General features: G+C 35.8%; 14 protein-coding genes. 7 read left to right on the forward strand and 7 right to left on the reverse strand.

Going from position 1 to position 18,710, the window contains the following annotated elements; translation table 11 throughout:
- Positions 1-43: 43 nt before the first annotated feature.
- Complete coding sequence (locus CQ022_RS05465; protein WP_228421590.1) at positions 44-1,243, reverse strand: M20 family metallopeptidase; 1,200 nt, start codon at positions 1,241-1,243, stop codon at positions 44-46.
- 472 nt (positions 1,244-1,715) lie between these two features.
- Between CQ022_RS05465 and CQ022_RS05470 the strand changes: the two genes are divergently transcribed.
- The 6 genes from CQ022_RS05470 (at position 1,716) to CQ022_RS05495 (ending at position 10,362) form a co-directional block, all read left to right on the forward strand.
- Positions 1,716-2,162 carry a hypothetical protein gene (locus CQ022_RS05470; protein WP_123864386.1) on the forward strand — a complete coding sequence of 149 codons (447 nt, stop codon included), beginning with the start codon at positions 1,716-1,718 and terminating at the stop codon, positions 2,160-2,162.
- Positions 2,159-4,237, forward strand: a complete 2,079-nt coding sequence (locus CQ022_RS05475) for a GMC oxidoreductase (RefSeq protein WP_105681987.1) — start codon at positions 2,159-2,161, stop codon at positions 4,235-4,237. The genes CQ022_RS05470 and CQ022_RS05475 overlap by 4 nt, the downstream gene beginning before the upstream one ends.
- A 4-nt stretch (positions 4,238-4,241) precedes the next feature.
- Positions 4,242-5,696, forward strand: coding sequence for a ferritin-like domain-containing protein (locus CQ022_RS05480; protein WP_123864387.1), 1,455 nt, complete (start codon positions 4,242-4,244; stop codon positions 5,694-5,696).
- An 18-nt stretch (positions 5,697-5,714) separates the two neighbouring features.
- A complete protein-coding gene (locus CQ022_RS05485) occupies positions 5,715-7,241 on the forward strand; it encodes a peroxidase, FMP-type (protein ID WP_105681985.1) in 1,527 nt (508 codons plus the stop codon).
- A 352-nt stretch (positions 7,242-7,593) separates the two neighbouring features.
- Positions 7,594-8,748 carry a helix-turn-helix domain-containing protein gene (locus CQ022_RS05490; RefSeq protein WP_105681984.1) on the forward strand — a complete coding sequence of 385 codons (1,155 nt, stop codon included), beginning with the start codon at positions 7,594-7,596 and terminating at the stop codon, positions 8,746-8,748.
- Between the two features lie 138 nt (positions 8,749-8,886).
- Complete coding sequence (locus tag CQ022_RS05495; protein WP_105681983.1) at positions 8,887-10,362, forward strand: serine hydrolase domain-containing protein; 1,476 nt, start codon at positions 8,887-8,889, stop codon at positions 10,360-10,362.
- 111 nt (positions 10,363-10,473) lie between these two features.
- On the opposite strand, the gene CQ022_RS05500 is transcribed toward CQ022_RS05495, so the two are convergent.
- From CQ022_RS05500 to gndA, 5 genes are all read right to left on the reverse strand, one after another.
- Positions 10,474-11,112: a TetR/AcrR family transcriptional regulator gene (locus CQ022_RS05500; RefSeq protein WP_105681982.1), complete on the reverse strand. Its 639-nt coding sequence runs from the start codon at positions 11,110-11,112 to the stop codon at positions 10,474-10,476.
- Positions 11,113-11,830: 718 nt separating this feature from the next.
- Positions 11,831-12,469, reverse strand: coding sequence for a TetR/AcrR family transcriptional regulator (locus tag CQ022_RS05505; protein ID WP_105681981.1), 639 nt, complete (start codon positions 12,467-12,469; stop codon positions 11,831-11,833).
- 686 nt (positions 12,470-13,155) lie between these two features.
- Positions 13,156-13,866: a 6-phosphogluconolactonase gene (gene pgl, locus CQ022_RS05510; RefSeq protein ID WP_105681980.1), complete on the reverse strand. Its 711-nt coding sequence runs from the start codon at positions 13,864-13,866 to the stop codon at positions 13,156-13,158.
- A gap of 27 nt (positions 13,867-13,893) precedes the next feature.
- The gene (gene zwf, locus CQ022_RS05515; RefSeq protein ID WP_105682755.1) at positions 13,894-15,375 is read right to left on the reverse strand and encodes a glucose-6-phosphate dehydrogenase; all 1,482 of its coding nucleotides are present in this window, start codon (positions 15,373-15,375) and stop codon (positions 13,894-13,896) included.
- 11 nt (positions 15,376-15,386) lie between these two features.
- Positions 15,387-16,805 (reverse strand): NADP-dependent phosphogluconate dehydrogenase, encoded by a 1,419-nt coding sequence (gene gndA / locus CQ022_RS05520; protein ID WP_105681979.1) that lies wholly within the window; start codon positions 16,803-16,805, stop codon positions 15,387-15,389.
- A 252-nt stretch (positions 16,806-17,057) separates the two neighbouring features.
- Here gndA and CQ022_RS05525 point away from each other — a divergent pair, with 252 nt between their 5' ends.
- Positions 17,058-17,417: a prevent-host-death protein gene (locus tag CQ022_RS05525; RefSeq protein WP_105681978.1), complete on the forward strand. Its 360-nt coding sequence runs from the start codon at positions 17,058-17,060 to the stop codon at positions 17,415-17,417.
- Between the two features lie 165 nt (positions 17,418-17,582).
- Here the strand turns inward: CQ022_RS05525 and CQ022_RS05530 are convergent, their stop codons facing one another.
- Positions 17,583-18,341, reverse strand: coding sequence for a response regulator transcription factor (locus tag CQ022_RS05530; RefSeq protein ID WP_105681977.1), 759 nt, complete (start codon positions 18,339-18,341; stop codon positions 17,583-17,585).
- Positions 18,342-18,710: the final 369 nt, after the last annotated feature.

An 18,710-nucleotide genomic window follows, 5' to 3' on the forward strand; every position in this document is an offset into this window, starting at 1 on the left:
AAAATTAGGAGAATGATTCATTGCTATTACTCCTTTTTCAAAATTAGATCCTCCAAGGAAAAAAGTAAACTCCGGGTATTTTTTGTTGAAAATAAGCAAAATCATCATTAAAAAACGGAACCTGACCATAATCTGAAGCAACAGCATTTTTTCCATAAAGATTCTGAAGGATTTCTATTGCCGATTTTGTCAGTTTTTCATTATTGATAACCGTTGGATTTTCCTGAGCGAATGAAATGGAAAGCAGCTGATTTTTATATCCGCTATCTTCAACAATTTTCTGAACTTCAGGAATTATTTTATCTAGATTGGAAGAATTCGTCTCATACAGGTAGGCTTCAAGAAAAGATTCATTATTTTTAGAATAAATATTGAATTTTCCATCTGTAAAAAGATAATCTTTGAAGATAGTATCAGGATGGGTCAACCCTATTTTAGGATCAACAATAGACTGTATTTCCCAGGGTTTGCTTCCGGAAGAAGCCCGAAATAAAGAATTACTGATTTTTTTTGTTAAGCCGTTGAGCTCCTCTTCAGACAGTCCTTTTTTTAACTGAATTCTTATTCTCTTCTGATAGGCAAACATTTCACTGGGCTTCACCATGATCTGGCCAACAGGAGTAGCCGTTACATGAAGCCCATAGATTTCATTAGGGTTTATTTTAGAAAGCAATCCATTATTAAGCAGTTCTTTCGCGCCTTTGAAGGTTTCCTCTTCAGGTTGAAATATAAAATATACTGTTCCCTTTAAAGATTTTTTATTTTTGGAAAGAACTTCAGCAATCCCTAACCCGATCGCCATGTGAATATCGTGACCACACCCATGCTGAACTCCCTTTACTTTTGATTTGAAAACCTCCGGATCCGGATAATCATTCGGGAGTGCATCCATGTCTGATCTCCAGGCTATTTTTTTGCCTTTTTTATCTCCTTTCAAAATCCCTACAACGCTATATCCGTAATGGTCTGTTTGAACTTCCAGTCCCAGATCCAGCAGATACTGCTTAATTTTTTCCTGAGTTTGCTTTTCCTTACCAGCCAATTCAGGATTTTCATGAAATGTCCTTCTTAGGTTCACTAATTTATTGAATACTTTATCTGTCTCCAGCTGAACAGATTGATGTACCGACTGCTCATTTATATTTTTGGACAAATTCGTAGCTGTTTCTTTCTGGCTGTTCAATCCCTGTGCAGAAAAAAGAGAAGAAGCAAAGCACAATAAAGTAAGTGAAAATCTTTTCATAGTCAATAGTAATTGGTTTTATTTGGGGTAACTGTCTAGCAAAAAGTTAACTCATATTGATTAGACTACTATAGTTTCACTTTCGTTACATCCTGATCGCCAATTTATTATTATTTTTAAACTTACTTGAATCGATTCCCTTTAATATCGTATTCTGTTTCAATACCACATTATTTAAATTAATTCTAAACTAGGTGAAAACAAAACACCTTGAAACCCTTTACCACAAAGGGTTATTTTATAATTTTTCAAATTACCGTTAGCACAAATTACGTAGAAATACTGAATCTTATCTGCCGGGATCTGATTAATTTCGGATAAACAAAAACTGGTTACTATGGATCGCTTGAAATACATTCAATCATTTCGGAGAAAGAGATGGTATCTGAAAAATCTTGCAGCTGTAGATCAATCGGCTTGATGCCCTCCTGTTGAAGGGAATTGAAGATATCTAACCCAAATTTTTAACGAAATGAATATTATTAACAAAATTCTCAACGTCGACGATTATTATTTCGACGTGTTTATGTCTATCTCGGAAGCGCTCGCGGGATTTACAGTAAACGAACTACAATCCACAGGTCTTGCAGAAACCTATTACACTTATGTTTTAAAAAGCTTAGAAGCCGCCACTTTCGTAGAATTCCTTACCGTATCCAAAAATATTCTTGAAAATTCTTCCGGTGAAGAGGAATTAAAAAAGGCCATTCAATCCGAAATTATTGGTAATGCAGGAATGAATGAGATTGCCGGAAAAGTAATCACCATGTGGTATTTGGGAACCTGGGAAGGCAGTTACATCAATGATCTTTCTTACAAAGAAGGTCTTGTCTGGAATCTGATGCACTCTCATCCGCCAGGAGCAAAACAACCTGGCTACAAATCATGGAATATTAAACCTGTAAACAGCAACTCATGAACCAGACCCATAACAAAAAAGATGTGATCATCGTAGGAACGGGGATCGCAGGATCATTGATCGCAAAATTACTGTCAGATCATGTATTTGATGTAGCAAAAGGGAAAATGATTCACCGTGCTGATGCCGGAAAATCAGATAGCATCAAGGAAATATCAATACTCATGTATGAGGCTGGACTGGAAGCTGGGCTGGAACTGGATTCCGTATCCTCAATGACCACTTACAATGAATATATACGTACTTTTTATCGGGAGGAAGCCAAGGTTCCCAATTCACCTTATCCGAATTTAAAGCAAGCTCCTTCTCCTAATGTTCTGGATATGGAACATATTGTTCAGCCGTTTCCTGATAAAAAAGGATATCTGGTTCAGTTTGGCCCCATGCCTTTTGCAAGTGATGCCATAAGAGTGGGAGGCGGAACTACCCTTCACTGGCTGGGAACTACACCCAGAATGCTTCCAAATGATTTCAAACTCACCGAGAAATACGGAATTACAATACACAAGCCGGATTCCAAAGAAAAAACGCCTATCAACTGGCCTATTGACTATGAGGAATTAAGGCCTTATTATGAAATGGCAGAATTTGAAATCGGAGTTTCAGGAGATGTTTCAAGACAGGAATATCCCATTGATGAGAATATGGAAAAATATTATGGAAACTATGTATTTCCAATGGAAGAGATTCCTCAGAGTTATATGGATCATAAGATTATTGAAGGACTTAAAGGGACAAGTGTGAAACTAAGTTCCGGAGAGATTCCTTTAATGATGGTGCCTTCTCCACAGGGAAGAAACTCTATTCCCAATCCAAAATACGGAAAAACAAAGATCATCAAAGCCGAACCAAAAGAATCCGGATATAAACTGGTTTTAGACAGTTCTGAAAAAGAAGAATATAAAGCATTGGGTTCTGTATGGAATCCTTATATGGGAGAACGTTGTGAAGGGAATGCTTCCTGTGTTCCCATCTGCCCTGTTCAGGCTAAATACAATGCGCTAAAGACATTGAAAAAAGCTTTATATAAACTTAATGATCATGAAAACCTTAAACGTAATCCATACATGCAGATTCAGGCTCAGAGTGTGGTTTACAGATTGAGCGTTGACCAGAATGATAAGGATAAGATTTCAAAAGTTCATTTGAGAAGATATACCTCAAAAGAGAAAACAGATTTCATTGAAGAATCTATCGACACTTCAGATGCTATTGTAATTCTTGCGGCTAACGCTTTTGAAAACCCCAAAATTTTGTTGAATTCCCCATATACTACTCAAAACGGTGTAAAAACCGCAGCCAACAGCAGTGATCAGGTGGGAAGAAACCTGATGGATCATATGGTAATGCTGACCTGGGGACTTTTCCCAGAACCGGTTTACCCATACAGAGGGCCTGGTTCTACCACAAACATTTCGTCTTTCCGTGACGGGAACTTCAGAGGTGAGTTTTCAGCATGGATCTCTCCTCTTGACAACTGGGGATGGGGATGGCCGGCATTTTCTCCGGGATCTGATGTTGCCTATTTTATCAGTCAGGAGAATCTTTTCGGAGCTGAATTGAGAGAGGCTCTTACCAACAGACTTTCAAAACAGGTATTATTCCATTTTGAAATCGAACAATTACCGAATCCCAATAACAGGGTTACAATTAATGATCAATACATGGATGTCCTGGGAATTCCGCGACCTGTCATTCATTATGAGCTGACAGAATATGAAATGAAAGCCATGGAACATGCAAAACATGCTTCGGATCAAATGTTTAAAAGATTAGGCATTAAAGATTTCACCAAATATACTGCAGCAGATATGAACTCCGTGATGTACAATGGGGTAAGGTATTCTTACAATGGCGCAGGTCACATCGTAGGTACTCACAGAATGGGTTCTACAGCTGAAGATTCTGTTACCAACAGCTATTGTAAAGCCTGGGATCACCCTAACTTATACATTGTAGGAGCTGGAAATATGACCACTCTCGGAACTTCAAACCCTACTTTAACATTATCAGCATTTACGATCCGTTCAGTAGAGTCTATTCTTGCTGATCTTGAAATTCAACTTAAAAAATAACAACATGAGACAAAAACTTATCAATAAAACCGCTCAACCACAGGAAACGTTATTAACAGCAGGAAGAATGGCAGCCAGAAGTGCTGTTGTTACTGAGGCCGTTTCATTGCCTTCTTTGCTGTTTGATTCAACGCTTAGCAAGGAAGACTGGATGGAAGGATTAAAGCATCACAGTAAAACATTAACCAATCTTCTGTTAACGAATCAGATCAAAGAGTTTAATGCTTACCTTCAATCACAGTTCGGATCCGGAGTTTCAGAATTAAAAAAGGGATTAATCGAAATTGATTATAAACCGATTTTACAGGATCTTTTACAGACAGCAATTCTTATCGAACATTCTACCATTCCACCTTACCTTACTGCTTTATATTCAATCAAGGATGGTACTAATGCCCTGGCTTCACAAATTATCAGAAGTGTTGCTGTGGAAGAAATGCTTCACCTGATTATGGTTTGTAATGTTCTGAATGCTATTGACATCCAGCCTTCTGTCAACAAACAGGAAAACTATCCTACTTACCCGATGAAACTACCCATGAATGTTGATTTCTATGTTGGCCTTGAAACATTCTCAAGCAATAGTATTGCAACATTTATTGCAATTGAAAGTCCAGGCAAGCCTTTGGTAAAAGCCCCAAAATATGATCATGACACTGACACTTCAGCATTATATACTCAAAGAGCCCCGGTACAGGAAAACAACTTCTGGACTCTTGAAAATATGAAGGGCTTCATTATGGAAAATGTACACACCATTGGTGAGTATTATGATGTTTTATTCTTCTATATCGTTATTTTCCAAATCATTGCATACTACAAAGAACACGGACAACTTCCTGCGAATTTTGAAGAATTAAATACCGGAGGAATTTTCACAGGAAATCCGTCCAAACAAATCCGTCCTGAACAATATTACGGAAGTGGCGGAAAATTACATTCTGTAGAGGCTTTAGCCGGAGTAATTGCTGTTTTTGAGGAAATTAAAGGACAGGGAGAAGGTGCTGATGATTCTATTTTCGACGTTGATCCTTCTCAATTTGAAGAAGGAGCGGAACTGGCGCATTATTTCAGATTTAAAGAAGTTTTCCATGAGCATTTCTATCTGGGAGGAAATTATGAACCTTTTATGGATGAAAACGGAATGATGCCTGTAACAACGCCACCTACTGGAAAAGATCTTCCGGTAGAATGGAATGAGGCATATCCGATGAAACCTAATCCTAAACTGGAAGATTATATCAAAAATAAAGAATTACATGCCCAAGGTGTTGAGTTTAATAAAACCTACAAACGTTTATTAGATGCTATACAAAGTGCTGTGGAAGGAAATCAGAGAGAGCTGGAAAAGTCCATTATGTATATGTATGCCTTGAAAGAACAGGCTGTTAATCTGATGAAACAACCATTGGACGCTCAGAATAATGCAGGTCCAACTTTCGAATACATCAATCTATAACCATAAAAACGATATATCATGCTTAAAAGAAAAAAAGAGAGTCCCGAAGCGGGAAGTGAACAGTTATTCCGTAAAATGCCTGGCCAACATGAGGCTAATCTGGCTGAGGTAATGGATGGATATTCAAAACTTCTTATTGATGATCCGGTAAGACCTTTTAGAGAAGAAAATCTACAGTCCATTGAGAATAATGTAGATTATGGAGTTCTTGCAGCATTGAATGGAACCTGGGTAAGTTACAATGTTAATTACAATAAAGACATTACCAAGCCTTCATTAGCAAGCGGAGTGCATACTACGATTATGCCTTCTCCGGGAACCAATTCAGGAACAATTCCCGGAAAATTCGCTTTTGACAGTGAAGAATATATTGAGAAGTTAACCTTTTCGATTGTTCCGGGTGGAGTTCGTAACCGTGGTGGAGCCAGTGAACTTTTCTGTGGGGCTGTTAAATATGAACAGAGCATAAAAAGTGTTAATACCGTACAAGGACAGGACGCTTTAAAATACACTCCTATCCATGAAGAAAACGGAATGTATCTTTGGCTGAGTGACGTTTACAATCACGCAGCAACCAAAGAATCTATTGAAAGAGACCGCGGTATTCATGCTATTTCAACTGAAGATGCGAAGTATGGCTATACAGGGGAATACAGAGATGAGCCTTTGGTAAGGATTACTCCAGACGAAGAGGCAAACCCTAAATATATTCTTTTAAGTCAGCTACAGCCGGGGCAGCCTTATTATGAAATCATTCCGGCTCAGGAAATAAAGCCGGGAGCAGGAATTGACGGGCCTTATTTTATTCCGGACTACTCTATCTCGAGAAGCGGCGTTATTCCTCATGGAAGCACTATTACTCTACTTGGAGATATTGTTCCTCAAAATAAAGACAACCAAACATTCTATTTAATTGAAGGCTCTCCTCAATTCCCTTATGGCAAAGAGGCATGGGAAACTAATCATCTTTCAATTTCACGTACAATGGGTAATGCAGGAGTTACCCCTGAGGAAATCATTGATCTTGACAAACCTGCACCTGCCTGGGTTCATGAAACACTTAATGACGTTAATGATAAGGGTTCAAACAAGATTTATACCCAGCGAATACTGGCAGACGATTTATATCCTTATTCTGTACGTCCTGATCTTAGGCTTAGGGATACATTAAGAGGTCAGAAAGTCAGCAATTATGTTCATGTAAGAATGTCTTCCAAAATGAAAACCGGAGCACAAGGAGGTGTTTTGAATGTTCCTTTTGTCAATCGTTTTGTTCCGACTGTTGAGGTGGATATGGACATGTGGATTGAAACAGTGATTGAAGATGGAAAAGAAATTCTTCAGCTGCAATATGAGCAAATCGTATTCTTCGAATTTGATTTCGGGAATGATGGCGGTACTACCAGCTGGCCTCATATCCAAGTCAATACCCTTCGTAAAATACAGGATATTCCTGAGGATCAGAGAAAAGTAATTGAAGATCAGTTCTTCAATATTTCTGAAAATTCTGATGCAGCATCAGGGTGTCCTTATCATAAAGGATAATATTGTTAAAAATAGGTGGTATTTCATTTCATAACTACCCCAAATCAAGTAGGAGGCCTTTATGAGGTCTCCTATTGCTGTAAAATGTTAGGTTCTCTCCTATTATTCATCTTCACTCACTGCCTGTTTTCCAGAACATAAAAAGCATTAAATACTTATTTATACGACTGTTACGTTCAAATGATTTAGAGTATCAGTATGGGAAGCAGAACATCTTTTTAAAAAAATATATTATTTCAATCTAATGTCTATATTTGCACAGTTTCATTTTGAATTTCAAGCCTCACTTTAGCTTCACGAAATTCAATTGCAAACCAGAAAGACTATTGAACTATGAACAAAAAAATAAAAAATGGATAAGAGTAATTTATTAATTATTGTAACAATAATCTCTTTGTTCGTTTCATTTTTTCTTGCATTTTTTCTCATTACCGTTAAAACAAAGCATAAAACAAGTAATTCTCTTTTTGCTTTGTTCCTCATCATCACTGCGATAGACATTAGCGAACCCTTATTGAGTCTCATAACGGATGGTCCTTCAAATTTTGGAATGCTCAGAAATACTCTTGCCTTTCTACAGATTCCAACCTTTTACCTGTATGTATTATCGGTTTGTTATTCTGATTTTAAATTTAAACCTAAATATCTCATACACCTGCTTCCTTTCTTAGCAGCAAATATCGCTTTGATCCCCCGTTTTTATTCAGTGGATACAGCTTCTAAAATTGATTTCATTATGGATCGTCAAAATATGATAGAGATCCAGTTCAATCATATTCTTTTTCATATTCAGACATTTATCTATTTTACAGCTGTTTTTATCCTATTGAGAAAAGCAAAAAAATTATATCTCGAGAACTATTCCGGTACCAATATCAATTCTTACCACTGGCTGTTCCAATTCACCAGTGTGCTTGCTGTGGTGTATTTAACCGCACTTTTAAAAAATATTTTTAAATTCTCAGATTATCCCTACATCTCAGAGTGGATAAAAATCGGAATCCTGGTTTCTCAATTGTTTATTGTGTGCTGGTATTTGTTTAAAGCACTCAACAATCCCGGTCTATTCAGAAACATCGATTCAAAATTAAAGCTTGTTTCTGACATTGTTTCAGAGGAAAAAAAGAATGAGCCTGAAGCGGTACATGAAAAAGAGAGCAATGAAGAACTTCTGAAATTAAAGCATTTTATGACCGCAGAAAAACCATTCCTGAATCCTTCGATAACCATTCAGAATATTTCTGATCATATTGGAATTCCTACCCGTGAATTATCTGTGTTAATCAATCATCATCTGGGACAGCATTTTTATGATTTCGTAAATACCTATCGGATAGAATATGCTATGGATATTTTAAAAGATGCTACAAAAATGAAGGTAACGATTCTTGAAATCTTGTATGAAGTAGGTTTTAATTCAAAATCTTCGTTTAATACTGCTTTTAAAAAGCATACAGGAAACACGCCAACAGAATACCGTAAACTACTACAAAACAACACTTTGTAATTACTCGTACTTCGGATATAAAGTATTCGTACGTATTTTTTTAATCAAATCCGTCCAATTACATGTACTCGGTCGCATAGGATCAGCTGCTTTCTCACATTTGTATCATAATAATGTTTAACCATAAATAACGATACAATGAAAACTTCATTCAATCTTTTAGCTGTACTATTACTAATAAGCACTTTTACTTTTGGGCAGAATATTTCCAGAAAGAAAGACTATAACTTTCTTACAGATAGTTTAAATATAGAGTCACAACTGGGAAAATATAAGCTCTCCGGATTTAGCCTTGTTGTCTTTGAAAATTATAAGATTGTATATTCAAAACAGTTTGGATTAAAATCTATAAATTCTAAAGAAAAGATAGATGAAAATACAGCTTTTTCCACGGCATCTATTTCCAAACCAATTACCTCGCTTCTTTGCCATATTCTTGAAGAAAAAGGGTTAATCAATTTAGATGAACCTATAGACAAATACCTGAAAAGATGGCACTTGCCAAAAAGTAAACTGACTGAAAACAACAGCCCAACCTGGAAACAATTTCTGAACCATACTTCAGGTACAAGCCAGAGTGGATTTGAGGACCATTATGAGGGCGAAAAGATCCCTACTCTACAACAAAGTCTTTTAGGACAAATCCCCCGATATGATAAAGAAATTGAATTTCTGTTTACTCCGGGAACTGACTGGCAGTACAGCGGAGGTGGCTATGTAATTGTTCAGATGGCACTCGAAGACACTTTACATCAATCTATTGCGGAACTTGCCCATACCTATATTTTCTCACCTCTTGGTCTGAAAAATACAACGATGATTCAGCCCAACGAAAATGGATTCCCCACCAATGTGGCTCTTGTTCATGATAAAGATGGTAATGTGATTAAAACGGGTCTGCCTATCACTCCACAAGTAGGAGCATCAGGGCTATGGTCTACCCCTTCAGATCTCGCTAAGCTTTCGATTGAGATCCAGAATGCATTGCGCAATAAAAACAACAAAGTAATTTCTCATCAGGTAGCAAAAAAAATAACGGAAGTCTCTGCTTTAAAGAATGCAGTTGGCGGTTGGGGATATGGATGGCAGAAATCTTTTGGATACAATAATTATGAATGGTTTTCATGTAATGGTTCCAATACAGGAGTGGGCGGCAGTACTTTTGCAACGATGAAAGACGGAAACGGTTTTGCATTGCTGGCAAATGGGGAAAAGCCTAATCGTATTCCTGTGATCATTCAAACGCAAAGAAAAATTCTGAGCCTGATGAACTGGAACGGAGAATCAGATCATGAAGACATTCAGGAAATACCTTTAGAGCTAAAAGAGAAACTGGTAGGGACTTATGATGATTTTCTCTATTCACAAAAAATGGTAACCAAAATAGTAGAAAAAAATAACCGCCTGTATGTTGAATCTCCAATTTTAGAAATGTTTAAAGGCAAAAATGATAATGAACTGGTGTATTTGAAAAATGGACTGTTTAAAATTGTTGATTATCCTAATTTGCTGAAGTTTGATTTTACCAACGGGAAACCAAGTTCAGTCACTTTAATAAGAGGTCATCTGAATACTAAAGTAGCACTTGATAAAGAAAAAATAGCACAGAACTAAGCAAAGCTGCGAATTGGTTCAATAAGCAATTGCTGGCCAATTCCATTATTCATCAATTAACCATTTAAGGGGCAGATTACTGCCTCTTTTTATTATGTTCTTTAAAATAGATTAAAGGTTTTCATAGGTCTGATCAACCATAAAGGATATTGCTTTTTTGATTTTCTCTCGTCCTTCAGGAGTGTTCGTATCTATTCCACAGAAGAGGCTGCCATTGAGGGAGGCAAACATATTCAGATAATAAAGTCCGGAAACCATAATCGCCATAATGGAACGATAGGTATCCATTTTATCTTTGAAACGGGATTCCATTAATAATTTGAAGATATACTCTCCGTTTTCTTCCTGAGTATCAATCAGTTTTTTCAATGATTTTCTAGGTTCAGAAATCGTCCACAACAGTAATTTTTGAGCTTCTTTATTGGTGTACACATAATCGAACTGTGACTGAAGCATATGCTGAATAAAGTCTCTTCCTCCGTCTTCAAGATTGGGTTTCATTTTTTCAACTTCTTCGCTGGTTGCTTTCACCCAGAAGTCTTGTGTACGGACATATTCGTCCATCAGGCCATCCATTCCGCCAAAATACGTGTAGATCATTTTTTTATCTACCCCGGCAGTAGCAGCGATATCATTAATCTTCAACCCTGCATGTCCTTTCGTTTTCAGAATTTTCCCCACGGCATCCAAAAACTTTTTTTTGCTGCGCTCCTTGTTTCTAATACTCCCTGATGCTGACTTTCTTTCCATGACTAAACATTCAATATACAAGTTTAAGAAATTTTTTTATCATTTTAGACACCAACCAGTGTCTAATATCAACTATTTGTATATATTTGCACAAACTAATACCATTCTCTATATAAAAACACTATCGAGATCAAAAAATTAAAAACTATTCAGATTGTATCGTTAGTTCCCTCAGTTTAAAATATTTCGAACATTAATGACTGAGGTAAAAACACAACCAACAGCATCATTTTTTCCATAGTGGTGCTGTTTTTATTTCTTAAAAAATGGTTTCATACTAAATAAAATACTTTTTAATAGATATTTTTTATGACCCACTCTTTTTAAAAACATTCTGTTGCTCTATAGAAATATCTTCCTCTATATTTTATAGATTAAACTGAACTGTCAGTATTTATTCAGAGAAGTATTTACATTTAAAATAAAAAATAATACATTGAAATTCAAGCAATTAAACAAAATAAAGAAAAATTTCATTATTTTACACACTTCACAGTGTCTTATTTTATATATTTGTACAAACTAAAACCAACTATATATTTTAAAACACTATTAGGTTGAAAAATAAAACAATCCAAATTGTATTATTGAGTTCCCTTACTTTAAGACAATTTCGAACCCGAAACAACTAAGGTAGAAACACAACTTATAGACAGACCATTAGATTTCTAATGGTTTTGTTTTTTTATAAGACTTTTATTCTTAAAAAATTACACCCTTACAGATTTTCATAAGTATGATGTAACATGAAAGAAACGGCTTTCTTGATCTTATCCCTTCCCTGAGGAGTGTTAATATCAATGCCACAGAAAATACTTCCATTTATTGCCGCATACATATTCAGATAATAAAGTCCGGAAACCATAATCGCCATGATGGAGCGTACATCTTCAGCATTATCTTTAAAATGAGGATCCATCAACAGTTTAAAGATATATTCTCCGTTTTCTTCCTGGGTATCGGTAAGTTTTTTTAAGGCTTTACGAGGTTCAGACAGACGCCATAGAAGTAATTTTTGCGCTTCTTTGTTGGTATACACATAATCAAATTGCGACAAAAACATTTCTTCCATAAAGGATTTCCCTCCGTCATCTAATTTGGGTTTTATTTTCTCAATTTCTTCGATGGTTACCCTGCTCCAGTAATCCTGTGACCGGATATACTCATCAATCAGTCCGTCTATGCCTCCAAAATAAGAATAGATCATTTTCTTATCTACCCCGGCTGTAGCAGCAATACTATTCACTTTCAAGGCAGTATATCCTTTGGTTCTCAGTATTTTTCCAACCGCGTCCAAAAACTTTTTTTTACTGCGTTCCTTGTTCCGGATACTTCCTGCTGCAGACTTTCTTTCCATGGTAAACTTTCAATCGTACAAGTTTAAGAAATTTTTTTCATTTTAGACACTTTTTAGTGTCTAAATGTATATATTTGCAAAAACTAATAACCACTTTTTAAAGCAAATGATCTAAATTATGAGATTAAGAGAGATCAGATTGTATCGTTAGTTCACTCAGTTTAAATATTTTACTATTCAATCACTGAGAGAAATATAACTCATACGGCATCACTACATTCTAGTGGTGCTGTTTTTATTTATAAACATTCCGCATTCATCATTACCCAATAGATCATATTTCAGTTTTTTTCAATTAAATCCAATTTTCCGGATAGAATCATTCACAATAACACACTCTTTTACAGTGTTTTATATTTATTAATTAAAAATTAACATATTTTTTTCATTATTAGACACTACGAAGTGTCTTATTTTGTATATTTGCTCCAAACTAATAACCATTTTATATAGAAACACTATGTGAGTTGAGGGAAATGACAGGTTTCGAAAACAAGCAACTAAGGTAAAAACACTAAATGCAACAGTATCATTACTTCTCTAGTGATACTGTTTTTAAATTTGAAGTAATAAGCTTTGAATTTATAAAGAAGATTGTATATGCCGATGAGTCGGTGTTATAATAGTTGATATGAAAAGAGACTGTCTCAGGACAGTCTCTTGTATTTTATTACGGTTACAATTAATCAGCTTTTGGCTTTTTCATCTGTGAAAAATTGAAACCCGTCTTTTCTTTCAATAAGCTGCATTGGATATAATACAGGATTATATTCACCATTCAGCACTTCATTCAGAGCATGTTTTTTAGATTCTCCAAATGCTACTACAAGAATATTTTCAGCTTTGTTAATCAATGGTGCGGTCAGTGTAATTCGGAACATTTCCTGAGGCTTCAGATAATAGGCAGATACCCATTTTTCTTTTTCATGTAACACTTCTTCACCCGGAAATAATGAGGCTGTATGACCATCATCTCCCATTCCTAAAAGAATAAAATCAAAAATACCTTCATCACCAAGAACATTTCTGATTTCTTGTTCATAGGTTTTTGCATAGTCTTCAGGAAGTTTTCCGTCACTATACATAGGGAAAACATGGCTTTTATCAACAGGAACATGGCTTAAAAGGGCTTCATCCGTCATCCGGAAGTTGCTTTTATCATCATTTAAAGGAACCCATCTTTCATCCACCCAAAAAAAGTAGACTTTATTCCACTCTATCTGTTCTTTATATTCCGGTGCTGCCAATAGCTTGAAAATAGCTTTCGGTGAAGAACCTCCACTCAAAGCCACTACAAAACGTCCATTTTTCTGAATAGATTTTTTTGAAAGGTCAACAAATGCATCTGCTGCCTTTGTGTACAGTTTTTCCAGATCGTCAAATACTGTAATATTCATTTTTCTTTGTTTAAATTTTATATTGTTTTATACCCAGCTGTGTCCTTGTCTTTCCACCAAAGCATTAACATCTTCCGGCCCCCAGCTTCCCGCTTTATAATTCGGGAAAGACAGGTCTTTGTTATTTTCCCATGCTTCCTGTATTGTGGTGACAACATCCCACGCTTCTTCCACCTGATCAGAACGCATAAATAAGGTAAGATCTCCTAAAAGGGCATCCTGTAAAAGAGTTTCATACGCTTCCGGAGTATCATCCTGACAGGCAAAATTATCAAAGATCATTTCGGCAGGTTTCAAATCCAGGGTAAGTCCTGGTTTTTTCGTCATAAACTGCAGTCTGATATCCATCATCGGCTGGATATTAATAATCAGTCTGTTGGCTGATAAAAGATGAGGGCTGTCTGAGAATGTGGAATGAGGAAGCGGTTTAAACTGAATGGTAATATAAGAATGTTTTTCTTTCATTTTCTTTCCGGTACGAACATAGAAAGGAACATCCTGCCATCTTTCGTTATCCAGGTAGAATTTGATCGCAGCAAAAGTTTCAGTATTGGAATCTGAAGCAATTCCATCTTCCTGACGATATCCTTTCACTTCCATTCCATTCACAATACCTTTTCCATATTGTCCTCTTACAGCATAATGATCTACCTGATCAGAAGAAATTCTGCGTATCGATTTCAAAACATCTACTTTACGATCTCTGATTTCCCCTGACTGCAATGAAGCAGGCGGTTCCATAGCTACCATACACAGGATTTGCAACAGGTGATTCTGAATCATATCTCTCAAAGCTCCAGTCTGCTCATAAAAGGCTCCTCTGGTCTCAACTCCTACTTCTTCTGCCACCGTAATCTGTACGGACTCTATATATTTATGCTTCCATAAAGGTTCAAAAATAGAGTTCCCAAATCGGAATGCCAATATATTTTGTACGGTTTCTTTTCCCAGATAGTGATCAATACGATAGATCTGTTCTTCCTCAAAGGTTTTTGCCAGAAGGCTATTAAGTTCGATTGCGGACTGTTTATTGTGACCAAAAGGCTTTTCAATAATAATACGGTCTTTTTTCGGATCGGAAGCTAATGACGTAGTTTTGATATGATTGGATATCGTAGAAATGAAATTAGGGCCAATTGACAGGTAAAACAACCTGTTGCCTCTCATTCCGTAAACAGTGTCAAAATTCTGCAACTTCTGTTGTAGATTTTCATAAGAACTTTCTTCATCCAGCTGATGCTGAAAGTAAGTTATATGAGCCTGAAAACCTGCCCAGTCTTCAGAAGTTACTTTTTTTCTGGAGAAACTTTCGAGATTTTCTTTGATGTAATTTCTGAAATTTTCATCGGTATTTTCTGCCCTTCCCAGCGCTACAATATTGAAGCCTTTGGGCATTCTGCCATCGATATATAAGTTGTAAAATGCCGGAAAAAGTTTTCTTTTTGCCAGATCTCCTGTAGCACCAAAAATAACGATAGTTGTTGGCTGCAAGATTCTATTTTGATTCATTTTTCCGAATTTTAATTGTTTGCACTTTGCCAAGAGGTATGGAAAACTCCTTCCCTGTCGATACGCTGATAAGTATGAGCCCCGAAATAATCACGCTGAGCCTGGATCAGATTTACAGGAAGAGATTCTGTGGTATAAGCATCAAAATATCCCAACGCCGTCTGAATTCCTAAACTTGAGATTCCATTTGTAACAGCATATCCGGCAGTTTTTCTTAACGCTTTTATTTTTGATTTTACCAGTTCAGAAATATCATGATCAAGCAGGATATTGGAAAGATTAGGATTTTGGGTATATGCTGAATAGAATTTTTCCAGCAGAACGGAACGGATGATACATCCTCCTCGCCAGATTTTCACAACATCTTTCAATGGGATTTCAAAACCATATTCTTCAGAAGCTTTTACCAGTAATGATAATCCCTGTGCATAGCTGATTAATGTGGAAAGAAAAAGAGCATCGCCTACTTCCTGAATAAACAATTCTGTGTTTTCCGGTTTTGTGATTTCTTTTTCAGCATATATTTTTGAAGCCTGAACTCTCTCGTTTTTATAAGCGGACAGAATTCTTGACGTTACTGCAATATCAATTGTAGGAATAGAAACTCCGATTTCCATAGCTTGCTCAGAGGTCCATTTTCCGGTTCCTTTCGCTCCGGCCTTATCTAAAATCACATCAACAAGATAGTTCTCTGTCAAATCATCTTTCTGGGTAAAAATATCTCTGGTAATTTCAATAAGGAATGAGTTCATTTCACCATTATTCCATTCTCTGAATACCTGATATAGCTGATCATTATTTAAACCTGCTCCTCTTTTCAGAAGGTCATAAGCTTCACTGATAAGCTGCATAATGGCATATTCAATACCGTTGTGTACCATTTTCACATAGTTTCCGGCAGATCCTTTCCCCATATAAGCTGTGCATGCTTCATTGTCTACTTTTGCAGCAATGGCTTCAAGCATTGGTTTCAGAAGTTTGAATGCTTCCAGATCTCCTCCAGGCATAATACTTGGGCCTGTTCTCGCTCCTTTTTCACCACCTGACACCCCCATTCCCATAAAATGCAGTTTTTTGGATGCCAGATCAGCAACCCGTCTGTTGGTGTCTTCAAAATAAGAATTTCCTGCATCAATTACGATATCACCTTCGCTTAAAAGCGGAGTAATGTTTTCCAGCACAGCATCTACAGGTTTTCCTGCAGGCACCATAAGAATAATTTTTCTTGGGACTTCCAGTGCAGATACAAAATCTTCCAGAGAGCCTGTACCTTTAACTTTCATTTCGGAAGCAGCTCCGCCTTCTAATTCTTTAACTTTCTCCTGATCAAGGTCGAATCCTGCGATTGAAAAACCATTGTCAGCGATATTATAAAGCAGATTCCGCCCCATTACTCCAAGGCCAACCATTCCATAACTATATCTTTCCATTATATTGGTATTAATATGAATTTTGTTATACAGAGAATAAAATTACGTAAATGCCTATAATGAAAAAAATAAAAGGAAAGAAAAAGTTTACACCTCCATTGTTTTGCCCTGATTTATAAGCCCCTAATATTCACATTTTCATATGATTTTGTGTTTACAGAATAAAATTCAATCATTAATATGGGAATGATCTATTAAAACAGTCTGTTTTTTGGCATAATTAAACTTATATTTGCCAAAATTTATAAAGTAATGAACTATAAACTTGAACTCAACACTCAGGAGCCTAATTCTAAAATCGTTTTTAATAACATCATATTTGATTCGTTCAAGATTAATATAGTTGAAAGATATATCGGTTCTATGAAGGCTCGTCCTACATTATGCGAAGTTTTATTTAAAGTAAGGACTTTGGATAATGTACTTATTAACAGAAAAGATGGTAATATAAGAGTAAAGGTAAAAGGTGACGATTTTGAAACGTATCAGAAATTATCCAGAGACCTGAATTCTTATGAATACAAAAACAAACTGATTAACAGAAAAGAGGTAGAAGAGAACTATGTTCATTTCATCCTGAGTTTAGTAATTACGAATTATCAGCTTAACTAAGCTGTTCCGGGCATTCTCCTTCTAAAGTATTTTGTAGAGGGAGAATTTTCAGGAGAACCATGTATAGGAAGCAACCAGTTTTAAATTAAAAACTGTTAAGGTATACGGAGAAAAATAGGGTGTTTCTCAGTGCTTTTTGATCTGGAAACATGTAAAAAGTATAGTTTAAATCAAATTATTCGTTATTACGTAGGATATGGCTTCAATTATATTTTTCACTCCAATTCTTTCAAACAATTTGCTCCTGTGAAACTTTATTGTACTGGGTGACACAAACAGCTGTTCTGCAATTTCTTCTATTTTCAGCCCCTGAAGGTACAATCGTATGATTTCGATCTCCCTTAATTTTAAGGCTACTTTAGATTCTTCCGTCCATTTTCCTGTAAAGAGATTATACTTCCAATAGCTTTCTGAAGTATTGGATATGATTCTGATATTTCCGGCAGTCCGGTTCAGGGAATAGGACACTATACAGACTATTTTAGAGATTTCTCCATCATCACAGAGCTCTATGGGTGTAATCCTGTGATTGACCAGCACATCTACACTATTGGTATATTTAAGATGAAAATCATAGGTGATGGTGTGTACTTTTTTCTCTTCGGAGGAAAGACACTCAAAAAACTTAAGTCCATACGTACTTACTTTCTTTAATATTTCAAGATCTTCCTTCTTAGCGTATTTACGAAAAAAGTTATAGCCCATTTTTTCAACCTCAGCAGACCCAAAACCGGAAAAAAGAAGAGGATTTTCCGAAATAAATTCTAATTTCTTTGTTTTAAGATCTGCAATATAAACACTACCCAAGCTGGTTTCCGACACTGCTTTAAGCACATTAAAATATTTGTCTGATGTACTCTTTTTTTCAGAATTTGATAAACCGGATGCCTTTATAGCATACAATGAATTATTTTTAGCACTCATATTTTTAACATAACAATAAGATGTATTTTTTAGATGATTTTTGCAAACATATCTATAATTAAGCTAAATAAAAAATCTATCAAAACTTAATTATCATCAAACTAAAAACTACAAATCATTTATTTTGTTGACAAAAAAATCTACAAAACATTCTTTTATTACATTTTAAATACCCATAGAATTCTATTTTTTCCGCCTTGCACGGAAATGAAAAGAGAAAAAATCAAAATAATAAAAGAAATATATTTATATTAATCATTACTTTTAAAATAATTCTTGCCTATTTTCTTTTCTGAAGGTATTTTCGGAAGCATCAGTTTCTGATTAATTCATCAAACTTTGATTTAAAACTATACGAAAGTATAGTCA

The sequence above is a fragment of the Chryseobacterium culicis genome (assembly GCF_002979755.1).
Classification (GTDB): Bacteria; Bacteroidota; Bacteroidia; order Flavobacteriales; family Weeksellaceae; genus Chryseobacterium; species Chryseobacterium culicis_A.